This is a genomic window from Sphingopyxis alaskensis RB2256 (assembly GCF_000013985.1).
Taxonomy (GTDB): domain Bacteria; phylum Pseudomonadota; class Alphaproteobacteria; order Sphingomonadales; family Sphingomonadaceae; genus Sphingopyxis; species Sphingopyxis alaskensis.
Genome location: NC_008048.1, coordinates 318,357 through 336,011, shown reverse-complemented (window position 1 = coordinate 336,011; position 17,655 = coordinate 318,357). Strand labels below are relative to the sequence as shown.

17 protein-coding genes are annotated in these 17,655 nt (G+C 68.2%); 3 read left to right on the top strand and 14 right to left on the bottom strand.

The features are described 5' to 3' along the window. Positions 1-9: 9 nt before the first annotated feature. The 3 genes from SALA_RS01645 to pal all read left to right on the top strand — a co-directional run bounded on the left by SALA_RS01645 (position 10) and on the right by pal (position 2,820). On the top strand, positions 10-831 hold the full coding sequence (locus tag SALA_RS01645; protein WP_011540643.1) for a hypothetical protein: 822 nt from the start codon (positions 10-12) through the stop codon (positions 829-831). 5 nt (positions 832-836) lie between these two features. Next, the gene (tolB, locus tag SALA_RS01640; protein WP_011540642.1) at positions 837-2,201 is read left to right on the top strand and encodes a Tol-Pal system beta propeller repeat protein TolB; all 1,365 of its coding nucleotides are present in this window, start codon (positions 837-839) and stop codon (positions 2,199-2,201) included. Between the two features lie 106 nt (positions 2,202-2,307). Next, entirely contained in the window at positions 2,308-2,820 is a 513-nt protein-coding gene (pal, locus tag SALA_RS01635; protein ID WP_011540641.1) for a peptidoglycan-associated lipoprotein Pal, read from the top strand. Here the strand turns inward: pal and SALA_RS01630 are convergent. The 14 genes from SALA_RS01630 to SALA_RS01565 all read right to left on the bottom strand — a co-directional run bounded on the left by SALA_RS01630 (position 2,807) and on the right by SALA_RS01565 (position 17,603). Further along, complete coding sequence (locus SALA_RS01630) at positions 2,807-3,589, bottom strand: prepilin peptidase (RefSeq protein ID WP_011540640.1); 783 nt, start codon at positions 3,587-3,589, stop codon at positions 2,807-2,809. The two genes, pal and SALA_RS01630, sit on opposite strands and share 14 nt — an antisense overlap. A 113-nt stretch (positions 3,590-3,702) precedes the next feature. Beyond that, positions 3,703-4,419, bottom strand: a complete 717-nt coding sequence (locus SALA_RS01625; RefSeq protein ID WP_011540639.1) for a type II secretion system protein N — start codon at positions 4,417-4,419, stop codon at positions 3,703-3,705. Next, positions 4,416-4,898 carry a type II secretion system protein GspM gene (gene gspM, locus SALA_RS01620; protein ID WP_011540638.1) on the bottom strand — a complete coding sequence of 161 codons (483 nt, stop codon included), beginning with the start codon at positions 4,896-4,898 and terminating at the stop codon, positions 4,416-4,418. The genes SALA_RS01625 and gspM overlap by 4 nt, the downstream gene beginning before the upstream one ends. Beyond that, positions 4,895-6,040, bottom strand: coding sequence for a type II secretion system protein GspL (gene gspL / locus SALA_RS01615; protein ID WP_153802610.1), 1,146 nt, complete (start codon positions 6,038-6,040; stop codon positions 4,895-4,897). The genes gspM and gspL overlap by 4 nt, the downstream gene beginning before the upstream one ends. Position 6,041: 1 nt before the next feature. After that, on the bottom strand, positions 6,042-7,046 hold the full coding sequence (gene gspK / locus SALA_RS01610) for a type II secretion system minor pseudopilin GspK (RefSeq protein ID WP_011540636.1): 1,005 nt from the start codon (positions 7,044-7,046) through the stop codon (positions 6,042-6,044). Beyond that, positions 7,043-7,654, bottom strand: a complete 612-nt coding sequence (gene gspJ / locus SALA_RS01605; RefSeq protein WP_011540635.1) for a type II secretion system minor pseudopilin GspJ — start codon at positions 7,652-7,654, stop codon at positions 7,043-7,045. The genes gspK and gspJ overlap by 4 nt, the downstream gene beginning before the upstream one ends. Beyond that, positions 7,651-8,028 carry a type II secretion system minor pseudopilin GspI gene (gene gspI, locus SALA_RS01600; RefSeq protein WP_011540634.1) on the bottom strand — a complete coding sequence of 126 codons (378 nt, stop codon included), beginning with the start codon at positions 8,026-8,028 and terminating at the stop codon, positions 7,651-7,653. The genes gspJ and gspI overlap by 4 nt, the downstream gene beginning before the upstream one ends. Then, on the bottom strand, positions 8,018-8,506 hold the full coding sequence (locus SALA_RS01595) for a GspH/FimT family pseudopilin (protein WP_011540633.1): 489 nt from the start codon (positions 8,504-8,506) through the stop codon (positions 8,018-8,020). Before SALA_RS01595 ends, gspI begins: the two co-directional genes overlap by 11 nt. Then, entirely contained in the window at positions 8,481-8,963 is a 483-nt protein-coding gene (gene gspG, locus SALA_RS01590) for a type II secretion system major pseudopilin GspG (RefSeq protein WP_237700973.1), read from the bottom strand. The genes SALA_RS01595 and gspG overlap by 26 nt, the downstream gene beginning before the upstream one ends. 12 nt (positions 8,964-8,975) lie before the next feature. After that, entirely contained in the window at positions 8,976-10,193 is a 1,218-nt protein-coding gene (gene gspF / locus SALA_RS01585) for a type II secretion system inner membrane protein GspF (protein ID WP_011540631.1), read from the bottom strand. Beyond that, positions 10,186-11,679, bottom strand: a complete 1,494-nt coding sequence (locus tag SALA_RS01580) for a GspE/PulE family protein (protein WP_011540630.1) — start codon at positions 11,677-11,679, stop codon at positions 10,186-10,188. Before SALA_RS01580 ends, gspF begins: the two co-directional genes overlap by 8 nt. After that, positions 11,676-13,874: a type II secretion system secretin GspD gene (gene gspD / locus SALA_RS01575; RefSeq protein ID WP_011540629.1), complete on the bottom strand. Its 2,199-nt coding sequence runs from the start codon at positions 13,872-13,874 to the stop codon at positions 11,676-11,678. The genes SALA_RS01580 and gspD overlap by 4 nt, the downstream gene beginning before the upstream one ends. A 5-nt stretch (positions 13,875-13,879) precedes the next feature. Further along, positions 13,880-14,746: a type II secretion system protein N gene (locus SALA_RS01570; protein ID WP_011540628.1), complete on the bottom strand. Its 867-nt coding sequence runs from the start codon at positions 14,744-14,746 to the stop codon at positions 13,880-13,882. Between the two features lie 163 nt (positions 14,747-14,909). Next, complete coding sequence (locus tag SALA_RS01565) at positions 14,910-17,603, bottom strand: TonB-dependent receptor domain-containing protein (protein WP_011540627.1); 2,694 nt, start codon at positions 17,601-17,603, stop codon at positions 14,910-14,912. Between the last annotated feature and the right edge of the window lie 52 nt (positions 17,604-17,655).

The window sequence follows — 17,655 nt, the reverse complement described above, 5'->3', positions numbered from 1 at the left end:
GCTGGAACCATGGCCGAGGCAGGTGCAGATCGGGGGAACGAGCGACGCGGTTTTGCCATCGCGGTGGCCGCGCATGTCGTCATCATCGGCCTGCTCTCGATCCAGTGGACCGCGGGCGAGCGCCGCTTTGACAATCCGCCGATGGAGGTCGACCTGATCGCCGAAACCGCGGTGCAATCGACCGCGCCGGTCATCAGCGAGACGCCCCCCGCGGCGCGGCTGGGCGAAGAAGATAATGTCGATATCGCGGCGCCCGAACCGATGCCCGCGCCGCCGCTGCCTGAACCGGTCGTGCGGCCGACGCCCGCCCCGACGCCCAAACAGGTCGCGCGACCCAAGGCGCAGCCCAAACAGACCCCGCCCGCCGCCGTCAAGGCGCAGCCCAAGGCCGCCCCCAAGGCGCCGCCTGCGAAGGACCGCCCCGCGCGCCCGACCGGCCGCCTCGACGGGATCGCCGAAGGGCTGTCGAAGTCGCAGCCCAAATCGCCATCGAGCAAGGGCGCGCCCGCCGCGGCGACCGCGGCCGAGGTGCGCCGCTCGATCGACGTCAGCATCAAGGCCGCGGTTGCGCCGCGCTGGAACAGTTGCCGCGTGTCGGGCGTCGACGTCGACCAGCTCAAGACCATCGTGAAGTTCCGCCTGACCCAGTCTGGCGCGCTGGCGGGATTCACCAGCGTGACGACGACCGGCGAGAATGACAGCAACCGTTTCCAGATTGAGCGGCATCAGGAATGCGCCAAACGCGCGGTCGAACTTGCCGCGCCTTTCGACCTGCCCGAAGAAAATTACAGCTTCTGGCAGAATTACACGCTCGATTTCATCAAGAGGTAAGCAACATGTCCCTGCGTCCGATCAGCCTAATGCTCGCCCTGCTGCTGACCAGCGCACCAGCGCTCGCCCAGTCCGCCCCGACGCCGCCCGCGACAGTGCAGACCGAACCGCGCGAGACGATCGAGGGCACGCTGTCGCAGGAACGCACGGTCATCGGCATCCCGTCCTTCGCCACCGCCTCGGTCCAGACCGTCGCGGGGCTGCGCACCGACGCCCTCGGCCGCCAGCTTGCCGACGTCATCGCCGCCGACCTGGAACGCAGCGGCCTCTTTGAACCGATCGGCCCGAACGGCGTCCGCGCGATCGGCCGCGCCGAGGTGCAGGCGCCGCGCTTTGGCGAATGGCAAGCGCGCGGCGCCGAAAATGTCGTCCACGGCTTTGTCGATGCCGGATCGAACGGCAGCCTGATCGTCGGCTGTTACCTCTATGATACGGCGCTGGGCAGCGAACTGGTGCGCAAGGGGTTCGAGATACAGCCCGCCGACTGGCGCCGCGCCGCGCATAAATGCGCCGACGCCATCTATTCGCGCCTGTCGGGCGAGGCGCCCTTCTTCGACAGCCGCGTCGCCTATATCGCCGAGAGCGGGCCCAAGGGGAACCGCATCAAACGGCTCGCGATCATGGATTCGGACGGCGGCAATCACCGCTTCATCACCAACGGTCAGGCGCTGGCGCTCAGTCCGCGTTTTTCACCGGATTACAAGAAGATCGTTTATGTCAGCTATTTGAATGACCGGGTTCGCGTCTTCATCTATGACGTTGCGTCGGGGACACAGCGGCTGGTGACTGAAAGCCGCAATCCGACCTTTGCCCCGCGCTGGTCGCCCGACGGGACGCAGATCCTCTATTCGATGGCGGTCGGCGGCAACACCGACATCTATCGCATTTCGGCGAACGGCGGCACGCCGGTGCGACTGACCACCGCGCCGGGGATCGACGTCGGCGGCAGCTTTTCGCCCGACGGGCGCAAGATCGTGTTCGAAAGCGACCGGTCGGGCAGCCAGCAGCTTTATGTGATGAACATTGACGGGTCGAACCAGCAGCGGATCAGCTTTGGCGGCGGACGCTATGCCACCCCTGAATGGTCGCCGCGCGGCGACCTGATCGCCTTCACCCGCATGGGCGGCGGCGAGTTTCGCATCGGCGTGATGACGCCGTCGGGCGGTGGGGTGCGGATGCTGACGAACGGCTGGCAGGACGAGGCGCCGACCTGGTCGCCGAACGGCCGCGTCATCCAGTTCTTCCGCACCACGCCGGGCCGCGAGGGCAGGTCCAGCCTGTGGCAGGTTGACCTGACCGGCGTGAACCTGCGCCGCCTGCCGACCCCGCAGGACGGATCGGACCCCAGCTGGGGGCCGGTTCTGCCTTGACAAGCAAGGAACCAAAAGGGCTCCATCGGGTTCCCCTATCGCGTCGCTACGCCGCGAAACCGCCCGTTGGAGAGAGTTTCTCCACAATAACAAGAGGACAGAAGACATGACGATACGCAAAAGCACCGCGATGATCGCGGCGATCACCATGCTTGCTGTTGGCGCCTGCGCGAAAAAGGCCCCGGACACGCTGCCCCCCGCGCCCGAAGGCGCCGGGACCGACACGACAACCGACACCGGCACCGGCGTCGTTCCGGGATCGCAGGAAGATTTCGTCGCCAATGTGGCATCGGACCGCATCTTCTTCGACTTCGACCAGTATAATGTCGATGCGCAGGATCAGGCGACGCTGCAAAGCCAGGCCCAGTGGCTGCAACGCAATCCCGCGGTCCGGGTCACGCTGGAAGGCCACGCCGACGAACGCGGCACGCGCGACTATAATATCGCCCTCGGTGAACGCCGCGCCAACGCCGCGAAAAACTACCTCGCCTCGCTCGGCATCGATCCGTCGCGGATCAATGTCATCAGCTATGGCAAGGAACGCCCCGCCGCGATCGGCTCGAACGAGGAAGCCTGGGCGCAGAACCGCCGCGCAGTGACCGTCGTCATCGGGCGATAAGCGGCCACAGCGGCACCGCGGCAAAGGCGGCACCGCAAAGGAACATACCGAAGGGGACTCGCCGCTCGCCGAGCGGCTGGTCCCCTTTTCGCTGGACGACGAGCGCCCAGATGATTCCGCCAAGGCTCGCGAGCAGCAGCATCAGCGGCAAGGCCTGCCAGCCGAGCCACGCGCCCGTCGCCGCGACGAGTTTGGGGTCGCCGCCCCCCATGCCTTCCCGTCGGCGCGCACGCGCATAGAGCCACGCGAGCAGCGCGAGCGTGCCACCGCCAACCAGCGCTCCGACCCAGCGATCGACCAGTGACGTGCCGAGCATCGGTCCCGCCAGCAACACCCCCGTCACCGCCAGCAACAGCGTCAGCCGGTCGGGCAGCCAGAAATGCCGCGCATCGAGCAGCGCGAGCGGCAGCAGCAACCAGCCGAACAGCGCCCAGAGCCAGCCCGCCGTGCCCGGAAGCAGCGCCAGCGCCCCGGCGCCAATCAGCGCCGATACAAGCTCGACCCGGCCATGAAAGGGGTTGATCCTCGCACCGCACGTCCGGCACCGCCCGCGCGACAGCGCCGCCGATACAAGCGGGACAAGATCGCGCACGCCGAGCGCCCGTCCGCAGCCGTCGCACTGCGAGCGCCCGAGCAGCGAGCGCCCCTCCGGCCAACGCAGCACCAGCGTCGCTATAAAACTGCCCAGCAGCAGCCCGGTCAGCCCGGCCAGCAGGATGCCCGTGCCGAAGGGCAAGGCATCGAGGATTTTCAGGCTTTGGTCGACCACCGCCCGATTGCGATCTAATCCGTTCGCGTCGAGCGAAGTCGAGACGCCCGGCTGGCCGGCACGGCGTCTCGACTTCGCTCGACGCGAACGGGATATGCTGCGCTATTCATCTTTCAGAAGCGACCCGAAGTCGCCAGCACGAACCCGCCCGGCGCAGCGCGGAAGCCCAGCGCCGCGAGCGCCGCCGCCATTGTCGGATCGCGGTCGACGCTGATGGCAAGGCGTGCGCGCCAGGCCCCGCCGCCATCGAAGATCAGCGTCAACCGCTCCATCCCCGACTGGCTGGCGAGCGCCGCTTCGGCGCGCCCGTTCGCGCAGCGGAGCGGGCCGGAGAGCCCGCGCGACAGGTCGAGCCCCGCGATCGGCGCGGCGACCATCAGCTGCACCCGGCCGCTCGCGCGCACGCATTTGCCCGCATCGTCGAAGCGCACCGTCGCGCCCTCGAAGCGGATCGTATCGACCGGGATCATGCCCAGCCCGCCGACCATCGCGCTCATCCCATTGACGTCGGACATGCCGCGCGGACTGGTGCCGTGCAGCCGTCCCGCGAGCGCGCCGAGCCGGTCGTCGCTGCGCTCGAAAGCCAGTTCGGTCGCGCCGGTGAGCAGCGCCAGCGGCGACAGGCTGGCGCGCACCGTGCCGAGCGGCAGCGCGCCGAGCCGCGCATCGACCAGTTCGGCCGACCAGACCGATCCGCGCACCGTCCGCGCCGACACCCCCGCGTCGCCCGCCCCCGACCAGCCGAGCGCGAGGCGCATCGGAAAGGTCGCGACAAGCAGGACGAGCGCCAGCAGCGCCGCCGCAACGATCCAGCGCCGCCGCACGCTCATTGTCCGCCCTTTCTGAGTTCCGCCGTCATCCCGACCGTGCCGTCGGCGGCGGGGGTGATGGTGAGCTGGTCGATGACAAAGCCCTGCGCTTCGAGCGACGCGAGCCAGTCGGTCAGCACCGGCGCTTTCGCCGTCGCAATCGCAATCGCTGCCCGATTGGTGCCGCGCGCTTCGTTGCGGTCGAGCGTCAGCCCGATCTCGCCCGCCGATTGCTGTAGAAACTGGTCGATCGCGCCCGCGTCGGCACTCGCCGCGACCGATTTTTGCGGCCGCGCGCCAAGCAGCGCGACCTTCGCCGCAACGCGCCCCTCGCGCTCGATCGCGGCGCGGTGGCGGTTCTCCAGGTCGATGAAGGCGGCCACCGCGGGCCGTCCCAACCCCCAGCCGAGCACACCGAGCGCCAGCACCGCGGCGATACCGACCAGCCAGCGTTCGCGCCCCGACAATCCCGCCCACCAGTATTTCAGCCGCTCCGTCATGGCACCGCCCGGATCGTGACATGGGCCATCTGCTGTCCGCCGGCCCCCGCCATCGGCTGCGCCGTGATGCGATAGCCACGCGCCTGCAACGCCAGCAGCACCTGGTTGATGTCGTCGACGCGCGGCGCCGCGAGCGTCGTCGTCAGCGTGCCGTCGGTGCGGTGCGACAGGTTTTTGAGCGACACGCCCGGCGCATCGCGCATCGCGTCGTAGAGCGCCGATGCTGGCACCGAAAAGGCGAGGGGCCCGCCCCCCGCGGTCGCCAGCCGACGGTCGATCTCGGTTTCCGCGGCGCTCGCATCGGACGCCGTGACCCCGGCCCTTGTCGCCATCGCCACCACCGCGTCATCGGCGCGGCTGGTATCGGCGGTCAGGCGCAGCGCGTAGACGATCGGAATCGCAACGCTCACGGCGACCAGCGCGATCGCCAGCCGTTTCGCGAGCCGCAGCATCGCCGGATCGACCGCCCAGCGGCGCTTCGGCTTCCACGCGCCGCTCAACAGGTCGAGCGGCGGCGCCGCGAGCGTCAGCAACAGCGCCTCGCGCATCGCTTCGGCATCGAGCGGTGCGACATCGTGATTGCCCGCGATCAGCGGGTCGAGTTCGGGGTCGGACGCCCAGGCGCGGTCGGCCGAGCGGATGATCCGCTCGCCGCCCAGTTCGGCCGACCACAGGCTGTCGGCTTCGGGCGGCGGCAACGCAGCAGCGGCCGGAATGATCGCCGCTGCGGTCAGCCCGCGCGCCGCCAGCCAGCCGGTCCAGCCGGTCATCGCCGCGTGCGTCGTCACGGCCACCGGCACCGCTTGCCCCATCTCGGTGGGCTGCCCCGCAACGACATGCAGCCCGGCGGCATCGCCCAGGCTGGCCTTCAGCGCGTCGATGCGCGCCGCGGCGGCGGCCTGTGCGGGGGCGGCGTCGGGATAGTGGAACCAACGGAGCGGCACGTCGGCGGCGGGCGCCAGCGCAATCAACCGGTCGTCGGGGCCATCGTCGCCCTGCTTTTCCCAATCGGCGACCCAGCCGTCGTCCTGCCCGCTGTCGACGACAACGCCGTCGTCGATGCGAAGCCACGCCGCGGGCGCGGCGGCGGCGTCCGCAAGCGCCGCCACTCGCGGCAACCAGATCAGCAAGGTGCGCGTCACGTCAGTCGCTTTCGCCCCAGTCGCGGCGCACGATCACCGGAGGGGCCGTGCCGACCGACGGCGCGCCGCCATTGGCGTCGATGAGTGAAACTGCCGTCAGAAACCCGTCCCCCATCGTCACATTCGTCGTCAGCACCAGCCAGCGGCTCGTCACCGCCGCCTGTTCGGCGACATCGTCCGGCGGCTTGCGGCGATCGAACGCCGACGCCTCCCAGAATCGCACGCTGCTGCCATAGCCGCCCGCGGGCCGCGCGGCTAGCGCCGCCCGTGCGGCCCTGACGTCGATTTCGCCGGGCCACAGCATCGCGACGAGCGGCGCCTGCCAGGCGGCGAGCGTGTTGACATTGAGCTTCACCGGGTCGGTCGTGGGCAGCACGCAGACCCAGGGTTCCAGCTGCGCGTAGAGTTTGGCGCTGACGCCGCGCACCGCGCGCAGTTCGCTGACATGCGCCATCTTGCGGTTCGCAGGCAGATAGGCGCCGGGCAGCGACCGGTAGACATTATCCTCGGCGCCGAGCCGTCCTTCGTTGCTGTCGCTGTCGATCCAGTCGGCCGCGGCGCCCGCGATTGCCTGCGCCTCGCCATCCTCGATGCCGAGCAGGGTCATCAACGCGGCGAATTGCCGCTGCGCACCCATGCGCTGCGTCAAGCGCCCCGGCAGCGTTTCGGCGACCAGGCTGTTGAGGTTGAAGCAATTGCTGGCGTCGGTCAGCCGCGCGCGTCCCTCGCCACCGGGCAATGGCAGCACGAAATCGCGCCCCAGCCAGTCGCCCGCCAGCGTCAGCTTCGCCGGATCGCGCCCGACCAGATCGGCGACCCTGCCAAGCGCAATCTGTTCGGCGGCAAAGCTGTAGGCGCGTCCCTGATCGACCGTCGCCGCGCTGCCCGCGATCCGCGTCGCGAGCGTCAGCCGGTCGAGCGCGGTCGCCGCGATCACCGCCATCACCGCGACGAGCAGCAGGACGCTCAGCAAAGCCGCGCCGCGATCGCCCGGTGCCGGGGTCATGGCGCCTCTCCCGCGATGGCGGGCGGCGGCAATGGCGTCGGCGCGGTGAGGAACAGCATCGTCAGCGGCGGGCGGCCCGTTCGGTCGATCCGCACCTCGACCGCGCGCGGCAGGCGGTCGCCCGGCTCCGACGTCCAGCTCTCGCTCCAGCGCCCAGCCTCGTCGCGATAGCGCACCCGCGCCGCCGTCACCGCGTCCAGCAACCGGTCGCCCTCGCCCAGCGCGGTGCCGTCGAGCATCGGCTGCGTCGCGCGCCGCCATTCGCTGCCGACGCGCGCATAGCCGACGCGCGCGACCGCGGGGCGCGGGCTGCCGTCAAACGCCGCCGCACCGGCGTGGACAAAGGCAAAGCCATTGCTGGATCCGACGAACGCTGGCACCGCCTCCCCCGCCGCACCGCGCGTCGGCCGCTGCACCGCCTGCGCCAGATCATTCGCCATGATCGCGCGCACGCGGTTCATCCCGCTCATGCCCTTCAGCCGTTCCTGCACCGCGTCCTGCGTGTCGATGCTGCTGCGCAGCAGGCCGACCCCGATCGCCGCAATCGCCGCGAACAGCGACAGCGCGACGAGCATCTCGACCAGGGTGAAGCCGCGCTGATCGGTCATCGCGCGGGCCGGATGATCGTCAGCGCCGCCTGCCCGCTGCCGCTTTCGGGCCGGACGAGCAGGTCGATACGCAGCAGCGCCGCGTCGGCGGTTTTCGTCACGCGCTGGTCGATGCGCCAGTTGCGCCCGGCGTTCGTGACGCCGATCGCGCTGTTGCCGATCGTCGGCGGCGCGGGGTCGGTCCACAGCTCGACCGCGCGGTTCTGCGCGACGATCCCCGCAACCGTGCTGACATCGAGGTCACCCGCCGTGCGCACCGCATAGGCGTCGAGCCGCACCAGCGTCAGCGCGGCGATGCTGATGATGCTCAAGGCGACGAGCATTTCGAGCAGGGTGAAGCCGCGCTCGTCGGGGCGCAACGGGTCAGCGCCCACGGCTGACCTCCCCCGTCGCCGACACGCGCACCATCTCGCGCGCGTCGCCGCCCGACAGCACGACCGTCTGCGGCGTCGGGCTGGTGCCGACGCGATCGAACAGGATGCGCGCGACGCCCTGCCCGCTCTCGGCCGAAAAGGTCACGTCGGCGGGCCAGCTGCGCTGTTCGAAGGGGCGTCCCGGCAGCGGCTGCCATTCGCCCGCGATGCGGCGTTCAAAGCCGTAACCCGATGGCGCGAAGCGAACGGCGACGCTGCGCCCCTCGATCACCGCGACGTCGCGCGCGGCGGCGAGGCGCGCGGCGAGCCGGTCGGCCTCGCTGCGCACGCTGCGTTCCTCGCCGGGGATCGTCAGCACCACCGCGGTCGCCGCGAGCGCCATAATCGCCAGCACGACCATCAGTTCGACCAGCGTGAATCCGTTGGCGTCGGGACGCGCGCGCGCGCGGAGTTTAGCTGTCGCCGCGAATATCCGCATTTTCGTCGGTCCCGCCGGGGGCGCCGTCGGCGCCAAGCGACCAGACGTCGAACGCCTTGCCGTTCGGGCCGGGCGCCTGATAATTATAGGGGCGGCCCCACGGGTCTTCGGGCAGCTTCCTGATATAGCCGCCGCGGCGATAGCGTTCGGGCTGCGCGAGCGCGGGCGGCGCGGTGACAAGCGCATTCAGCCCGTCGGTCGACGTCGGATAGGTCAGATTGTCGAGCCGATATTGTTCGAGCGCGGTTTCGAGCGTCGCAATATCGGCCTTCGCCTTGGTCACCATCGCGCGGTCCTGGCTGGGCAGGACGTTGATCATCACCACCGTCGCGAGCAGGCCGATGATGAAGATGACGACCATCAACTCGGTCAGCGTAAAGCCGCGCTCGCCCTTTTTACGGCGACGATGAACCGGCGGACGTCCGGTATCGAGCATCAGGCGGAGAAAAAGCTGCATCAGCGACATTTATTACAGTCCGGCTAGATTCTGCAACTGAAGGATCGGCAGCAGAATGGCGAGGATGATAAGGGCAACACATGACCCCATAACGACAATTATGACAGGTTCGAGAAGCGCCATCGACGCGGCGGTGAAGCGGTCGAACTCGCGCTCCAGATAATCGGCCGCGCGTTCGAGCATTACTTCCAGCCGCCCGGCGCTTTCGCCGCTCGCGGTCATATAGACGAGCAGCGGCGGGAAAACCCCCGCATCGCGCAGCGCCGCCGACAGGCTGCCCCCGGCGCGCACCTGATCGACAAGTCCCGCGGTGGCGCTCGCCAGCGCCGCATTGCGGATCGTCGGCAAGGTCAGCCGCAACCCCTCGACGAGCGGCAGGCGGCTCGACACCATCGTCGCGAGGGTGCGCGCGAACCGCGCGGCATAAAGATCACGGAGCAGGCGGCCGAGCAGCGGCAGGCGGAGCAGCCGCGCATCGACGCGCGCCTTGAAGGCCGGGCGGCGTATCGCCGCCGCCCAGCCGAAGGCCGCAGCGACCATCAGCAGCGCGATGAGCCACCACCAGTTCGCGGCAAAGCTGGACACGCCGATCACCGCGCGGGTCAGAAAGGGCAATCGCTGGCCGGTGTCGGTAAATTGTTCGACGACGCGCGGGACGACAAAAATCATCAGCGCCGCGACGACGCCGATCGCGACGACCGCGAGCACGATGGGATAAGCGAGCGCGGCGATCAGCTTGCCGCGCACTTCGGCCTGGCGTTCGAGCAGGTCGGCGAGTCGTGCGAGGATCACCGTCAGGCTGCCCGTGGTTTCGCCCGCCGCGACCATCGCACGGTAGAGCGGCGGAAAACTCGTCGGCTGGCGCGCCATCGCGTCGGCAAGGCGGCGCCCCTCAAGCAGCCCGGCATGAACGTCGGCAATCACCCCGCGCGCGCTTTCGGCCTCGCTCTGGCGCGTCAGCGTGCGCAGCGCCTCTTCGAGCGGCGCGACCTCGGCGAGCGTCGCGAGCTGGCGCGTGAAAAGCGCCAGTTCCTTGCGGCCAAGCCGGTCCTTGCGAAAGGCGAGCAGCGAACGTCCCGATCCGGCCTTCGTCCCCGCCTCCTCGACCACGACGATGTGGAACTTGCGGCGGATCAGGTCGGCGCGCGCGGCATCGTCGTTCGCGGCGGTCAACCGCCCCTTGCGCTCGCGGCCTGCGGGATCGATCGCCACATAGCGATAATCAGGCATCGACATCCTCGCGCCGCGCGACGCGGATCGCTTCCTCGGCGGTCGTCAGTCCCTTCGCGACCATCGTCCGCGCTGCGGACGCCAGCGTCGGCGATTTCAGAAAGGCGTGCTTCGCGATCATCGCCTCGTCGCCACCCGCATAGATATAGCGGCGCACCGTGTCGTCGACCTTGATCGCCTCGAACACGCCGATGCGGCCCTTGAAGCCCGTGCCCCCGCACGCCTCGCAGCCCTTGGGCCGCCAGATCACGGTGCCGATGTCGAGCCCCAGCATCGCGGCAATGCTGTTGTCGGCCTGCACCGGCTCGCGGCAATTGTCACAGAGCTTGCGCACCAGCCGCTGCGCGATCACCGCGCGCAGCGTCGAGGCGAGCAGGAAGGGTTCGACCTTCAGATCTTTCAGGCGCGTGATCGCCCCCACCGCATCATTGGTGTGGACGGTCGAGAGCACGAGATGGCCGGTGAGCGAGGCCTGCACCGCGATGTCGGCGGTTTCGCGGTCGCGGATTTCGCCGACCATCACCACATCGGGGTCCTGGCGCAGGATCGCGCGCAGACCCGCGGCAAAGTCGAGCCCGACCTTGCTGTTCACCTGCGTCTGACCCACGCCGTCAACGGCATATTCGACCGGGTCTTCGACGGTCAGGATATTGCGCTGCCCGTCGTTCAATTGCTTCAAGGCCGCATAGAGCGTCGTCGTCTTGCCCGATCCGGTCGGCCCGGTGACGAGGATGATGCCATTGGGTTCGGCCAGCGCCTCGCGCAAGATCCGGTCCGCCTCGCCAGACAGGCCGAGTATGTCGAAGTCGATCCCGGCGGCGTCCTTGTCGAGGATACGCATCACCACGCGCTCGCCCGCGCGGCTCGGCAAGGTCGAGACGCGCACATCGACCGCTTTCCCCGCGAGCGTCAGCCCGATGCGGCCGTCCTGCGGCACGCGGCGTTCGGCGATGTCGAGCCGCGCCATCACCTTGATACGGCTGACGACGACGGGGGCGACGTGCGGCGGCATCCTGAGATGCTCGCGCAGCACGCCGTCGGCGCGCATCCGCACGACCAGCCCGCTTTCATAGGGTTCGATATGAATGTCGCTGACCCCCTGCCGCACCGCTTCGGCGATGATCGCGTTGATGAGGCGGATCGCGGGGGCGTCGTCGGCGCTGTCGAGCAGGTCTTCGGCGCTGGGGATGCCGAGGTCGAGCCCGTCGCTGCCGACCGACCCCGCCATCGCCGCGGCCGAGCTGTCGACCGCATAATGATCGGACAGCAGCCGGTCGAAATCGGCCGCATCGGCGGTCGCGACGCGCAGCGGCTGCGCGAGGTGGCGCTTGACCTCGATCAGCACCGCCGGATCGCTGCCTTCGCGCAGGGTCGCGAGCCAGACGCCCTCCTCGCCCGGCGCGATGACGACACCGTGTGCGCGCGCAAAGCCATAGGGGATGTCGACCGGCGCCGCTGCGGGCGCGGCCGGTTCGCTGTCGCTCACGGATAGTCTCCGGCGGGAGGGGCGGGGGCCTGCGAAACCGACGGCGGCACGTCGGTCTGGATCACTGCGCCATCCGTGCCACGCAGTTGGGGCAGGTTGACCGGGCCGACAGTCACATCGTCCGGTGTCGGCGGCGACGGCGGCGTCGCGCCCATATAGTCGCGCACCAGCGTGTCGATCGCGGGTTCGACGTCGGGGTTCCGCTGGAGCTGGAAGTTACGGATATAGCCATAGCGGCGCGCGGTAAGCGCGGCATTGTCCTCGCGGCTTTTCAGGATCGTCGGGCGGATGAAGACCATCAAATTGGTCTTGGCGCGCGTCCGGCTGCGCGATTTGAACAGTTCGCCGATCAGCGGAATGTCGCTCAAAAGCGGAATACGCTCGATCGTCCTGCGCTCGTCGTCGTTGAGCAGGCCGCCGATCGCCAGGATTTCGCCATCGTCGACGGTGAGCACCGTCTCGAACGCACGCTTGTTGAGGATGAGGTCGCTGTTGCGCGACGAAACAGGACCGGCGACGCTCGACACTTCCTGACGCAGGAACATCTTCACTTCGCCTGCACCGTTGACCTGCGGCGTCACCTCCAGTTTGATCCCGACCTCTTCGCGCTGGACGGTGCGGAAGGCATTTTCGAAATTGTCGCCCAGCTGTTCGCCGGTCGTGATCGGAACATCCTGCCCGACGAGGAACTTGGCGGGCTGATTGTCGAGCGTGACGATATGCGGCGTCGCGAGCAGGTTCGAGGTCGTGTCCGACTTCACCGCGTTGATGATCGCGCCAAAGATGGTGTTCTTGCCGATGTCGCCCGCAAAGCCCGCGAAGCCGCCGGTTGCCGACAGCAGTTGCGCCGCCGCGGCTTCCTGCAAGGCATCGCCGAGCGCGCTCGTCGTCTGGGTGACGACGGTGGTGCCGTCGGTGGTCGTCGTCTCTTCGCTGATCCGCGTCGAGGCATAGGCGCCGCCCAGGGTCAGGATATTGGGCGATGCATTGCTGTAGCTCGTCGCGACGAAGGGGATATTCTTGCCGCCGAGCAGGAACTGGACGCCCAGCCGCTTCGCCGCATCGTCGCCGATTTCGACGACGATCGCCTCGACCAGCACCTGCTGGCGCCGCGCGTCGAGCTGGCGGATCAGTTCGCCGAGCATCCGCTGCACTTCGCTGTTCGCGGCGACGATGATCGCGTTGGCGCCCTCGTAGCGCGTGACGATCGCCGGGCCGCGCGTCGAGATGCTGCCGCTGCCCCCGGCGCCGGTCGAGGAGGATGCGGGGGCTGCGGCGGCGGGCGCCGCATTGCCGTCGCCGCCGGACGAAGAGGATGATGCAGGCGGCAAGCCCGCCCTTTGCACCGGGTCGCTGCCGCCGCCGATCAGCTGTTGCAGCGTCGGCAGCAAGGTTTCGGCATTGGCATGTTCGAGCCAATAGACGCGCAGCTCGGTGCCACCCGCCGCCTTGGCGTCGAGCTCGTTCGCCATCGCGACGAAGCGCGTCACGAGCGCCTGATCGCCGCGCAGCGCAATCGCGTTGCTGCTGTCGATCGGAACGATCGCGACCGGCGCGCGCGCACCCTCGCCCGCCGCCGGGACGAGCGCCTGGAGCGCCGCGGCGATTTCGCGCGCGCCGGCATTTTTCAGCGTGACGATCTGACTGGTCGAACTGTCGCGATCGATGCTCGCCGCGAGCGACCGGATCCGGCGGATATTATCGGCAAAATCGGCGACCACCAGGCTGTTCGCGTTGCGGTTGGCGGTGAGCGAGCCCTGCGCGCTGACCAGCGGGCGCAGCGTTTCGACCGCGGCGACCGCGTCGATATGACGCAGGCGGATGATTTCGGTGACGAACTGGTTCTGCGCCGCGCCGCCGCTGCCGATCCGGCCCGGCTGCGCCGCCGCGCCGTCGATCGGCTGAACGCGGTACGCACCGTTCGGCCCCGGCACCGCGACCAGCCCGTTCGAGCGCAAGGTCGCGAGGAAAATCTCGAAATATTCGCTGCGCGACAGCGGCCGGTCGGTGACGACCGACACCTTGCCGTTGACGCGGCCGTCGATGACGAAGGTGCGCCCGGTGATCCGCGCCGCGTCCTGGATGAAGGCGCGAATGTCGGCGTCGCGGACGTTCAGCGTATATTGGGCGACCGCCGGCACGGGGGTTGCGGAAACGAGCGCGGCGGCGAGCATCAGGGACAGTTTGAGACGCATAGAACCTATTGCTTCGAAAGGAAGATGGCGACGGGAACGACGCTGGCGCCGCGTTCGACTTCGAGCGCGATGCGCGCGCCCGGCGTGAGTTGGTTGGCAAGCGCGGCGGCATCGCTCGCCGCCCCGATCGGGCGGCCGCCGACCGATCGGATCACGTCGCCCGGACGCAGCCCCGCGGCGCGGAAGGTCGCGCCGTCGCCCGTGGGCTGAACGACGATGCCGGTGACGCGGCCATCCTCGATGCGCGGCGCAAAAGCGATCCCCGCCTTGATCGCCGCGGCCGTCAGTTCGCCGCTCGCCGAAGCACCAACCTCTGCCGTCGGCGCGGGCAGCGGCGTCGCGGGGCGCGCGACCGGCGCTGCGCCGCTCTGGTCGAGGAACAGGCTTTCGCGCGCGCCGCCGCGATCGAGCAGCACATGGTCGAAAGCAACGCCGGCGAGCTTCAGCCCCGGCGCGATTTCGTCGCCGACGGCATAGCTTGTCTGCACCCCGTCCTCGCCCGCGATGATCGCCGAGCCACCGCCCGTCGCTTCGTTGAGGTTGATGCCGAAAAGCGTCAGCCCCGCCGACGTGACCGTCGCCGCCGCCGGTCCCTGCGCCGCGCCGCGGAAGAAAGGATCGAGGCTCGTGAACAGCGCGCGTCGTTCGGCTGCCGACGCGATCGCCGCCGTCTGCGGCTGCCACGCGCCGAGCGGCGAAACCGGGGTCAGCAATACCCACAGCAGCCGTACCGCCTGCCACACGAGCAGCGCGCCGAGCAGACCGACCAGCAGCTGCGGCCAGATCGCCCGCGGCGAACGTCCGCCCACGCGCAGCCAGGACGGCAGCGCGCGCGGCAACCGAACGGCCGATCGGGGCATCAGCGTCGCCATGGAATCTATCTTGCCCCCCAACTGAAAAAAATCGGTCTCGCGAATCGCCTAGGTGCGATTGGTGACAATCAGTTGACGGGAAGATTACAGTTTTTTGTCGGCCCGGCGAGTCCGGCGAGGCGGAAATGGCCCCTCCCCCTGTGGAGAGAGGCCTTCGCCCTTGTCAGAACTTCAGCGACGCGCTGAGCGAGAAAGTCCGCCCCAGCTTGTAGCGGTTGAGGAAGATGCGGTTGTCGCCCGCTTCCTGCACTTCCTTATAGGTGCGCCCGGTCAGGTTGCGCGCCTCGAACTTCAGTTCGATGTCCTTGTTGAGCAGGGTCACGCCCTGCCGCGCCACGAAATCGACCGAAATGCCCGGTTTTTCGCGAATATCGGGCTGCTGTGACGGACCGCGGCTGGTGACGCGCGGGCTGGCATAGGTGAAAAGCAGCGTTTGTTGCGACAATTTGTCCTGATCCTCGATCCCGATCTGGAAATTGACGATATGATCCGACTGGCCGGTCAGCGGCGAGCCGTCGAAGAAGAAGTCGGCGGCGCTCAGCGTCACGCCGTTGATCACCGTCGTATCGTCGTCGCCGACCTTAATTTCCGACTTGGTATAGGTGTAGTTGCCGATGAGCACGAGGCGGCGGCTCTGCCAGAAGGGCGCGTCGGACAGCGTATCGAGCGGGACATATTTCTGCACCTCGACCTCGGCGCCATAGAGGGTCGCCTTCGGCGCGTTGGCGAAACTGGAGTTGGCGACCGAGTCGGTGCTGATCGAGGTGAAGGTTTCGATCGGTCGGTCGATCGACTTGTAGAAACCGGCCAGCGTGAAGCGCTGGTCGCGATCGAAATACCATTCGTACCGCACCTCGGCATTCCACAGCTCGCTGTCGGTCAGCGACGGGTTGCCGCGGAACTCGCGGTTCGATTCGGGATCCTGATAGACTTGGGCGATCAGCTCGCGGAACTGCGGGCGGGCGATCGTCTTCGACCCGTTGATGCGCAGCTGCATGTCGGGCGCGACTTCCCAGGTCAGCGTGACCGCGGGGAGCCAATAATCATTGTTGAGGTTTGTCGCGACGATCGCGCTGCTGCCCGTGTTGAACAGGTCGATCGGGCGCACCGTCTGCCTGGCATCCTCGTACCGGACGCCCGCGTTGATGTTGACCCCCGGAATGATCTCGGCCTGCACCTGGCCATAGCCCGCGTGCGTCGTCAGCGCCGCATCGAAGGCGGCGGTGCCGTCCTGCGCCGAGGTTTCGAGCAGCGAGATGTCATAGAGCTGGATCGTCGCGTCGGAGAGGAGATAGTCGGGGCGCAGTTGCGTGACCTCGACGGGCAGGTTCGATCCGCGGAACTGGAAGGCGCGGCGCACGGCGGTGCGGCTGGTGTCGCTATAGGCATAGCCGATCGTCGCGGTGATACGCGGCGCCACTTCATAGGACAGATCGACACCGCCCGACCACAGATTTTCGGTGAGGTCCGAAAAGGCGATCGTCGCATCGCCGCGGTTGCCGCCGAGGTCGTTGACGAACTTGTCGCCCGTCGGATCCTGTTCGGTCGGCAGGTTGGTGCGGACATAGGTGAAGCCGCGCTCATAGGGCGCCTCGCGCTGCGAATTGGCGTAACCGCCGCGCAGGTCGAGCTGCAACCGGTCGAAATCGAACTCGGCCACCAGCTGCGTGTTGATGAGCTGACGCTCGTACCACGCCGTGTCCTGCTCCAGAATGTCGCGTTCGGACTGGTTGCGATCGACGCCGAGGCCGAGGCGCGCCTGCTTCAGCGTGTCGCGGATGAACAAATTGGTCCAGCGGAACTTGTGATCGCCCAGTTCGAGCCCGAAGCCAAGCAGCCCGTTCACGACGATGCGGTTGTCGGTGATGACGCGGTTGAAGCTCGTCTGCGGATCGCCCGAGAGATCCTGGTTCAGCGACGTTTGTTGCAGCGTGTCGCGCGTGCGCCACTTGTTGCTGATCCCCATGGTGGCGATGATACCCAGCTCGCCGTTGGGCAGCGTGATCGTCGTGCCGCCGGTGATCCCCGCCGACCAGTTGATCGGGATATGATCATTCTGCTGGAGCAGGCTCGTCTCGGCGTTGACCAGTTCCATCTGGATCGCCTCGAGATCGTCCTGCGTGAAATCGGCGCCTTCGAGGATCGGCTTGCCGCTGGCAAAGGCGGCCTTCAAGAGCGGCGGCACATCGCGCGTGCCATCGTCGAAGCCCGTCCAGTCGGTGTCGCTGCCATAATAGGTATAGCCAAGCTCGTTCGTCGTCTCGCTGTCCCAGCCGACGCCGCCCGAGAAGGTCAGAAAGGTTTCGCGCGGGGTCGATTTGGTCGTGAGGTTGATCACGCCGCCGCCGAATTCGCCGGGGAAGTTCGCCGAATAGCTTTTCTGCACCAGCGTCGAATCGATCACGTTCGACGGAAAGAGGTCGAGCGGAACGACGCGCTTCAGCGGTTCGGGGCTGGGCAGCGGCGATCCGTTGAGCAGCGCCAGCGAATAGCGGTCGCCAAGGCCGCGGACATAGACGAACCCATTGCCGACGACCGACAGGCCGGTCACGCGCTGGAGCGAGCCGGCGATGTCGCCCTCGCCGGTCCGCGCAATGTCGGCCGACGACAGCACCGAAACGACTTCGGGCGTCGCGCGGACGACATTGGGCGTGAAGCGGCCGGTGACGACGATCTCGGCGTCGGCGCCGCCCGGAATCGAAATATCGGCGTCCTCGTCCTGCGCGGCCGCGTCGGCGACGGGCTCGTCGGCGGCGGCCGGCGCCGGATCGGCGCCGCTGCCCTGCGCAAGCGCGGCAGGAGCGACAAGCGCGGTGCTAAGGAGGAGCAGGCTGGCGAAGATCGGCCGCTTGGTCATGGAATATGTCCCCAGGGATATTGTCAAGAAGGGAGCGGGCCGACCGTTGCCG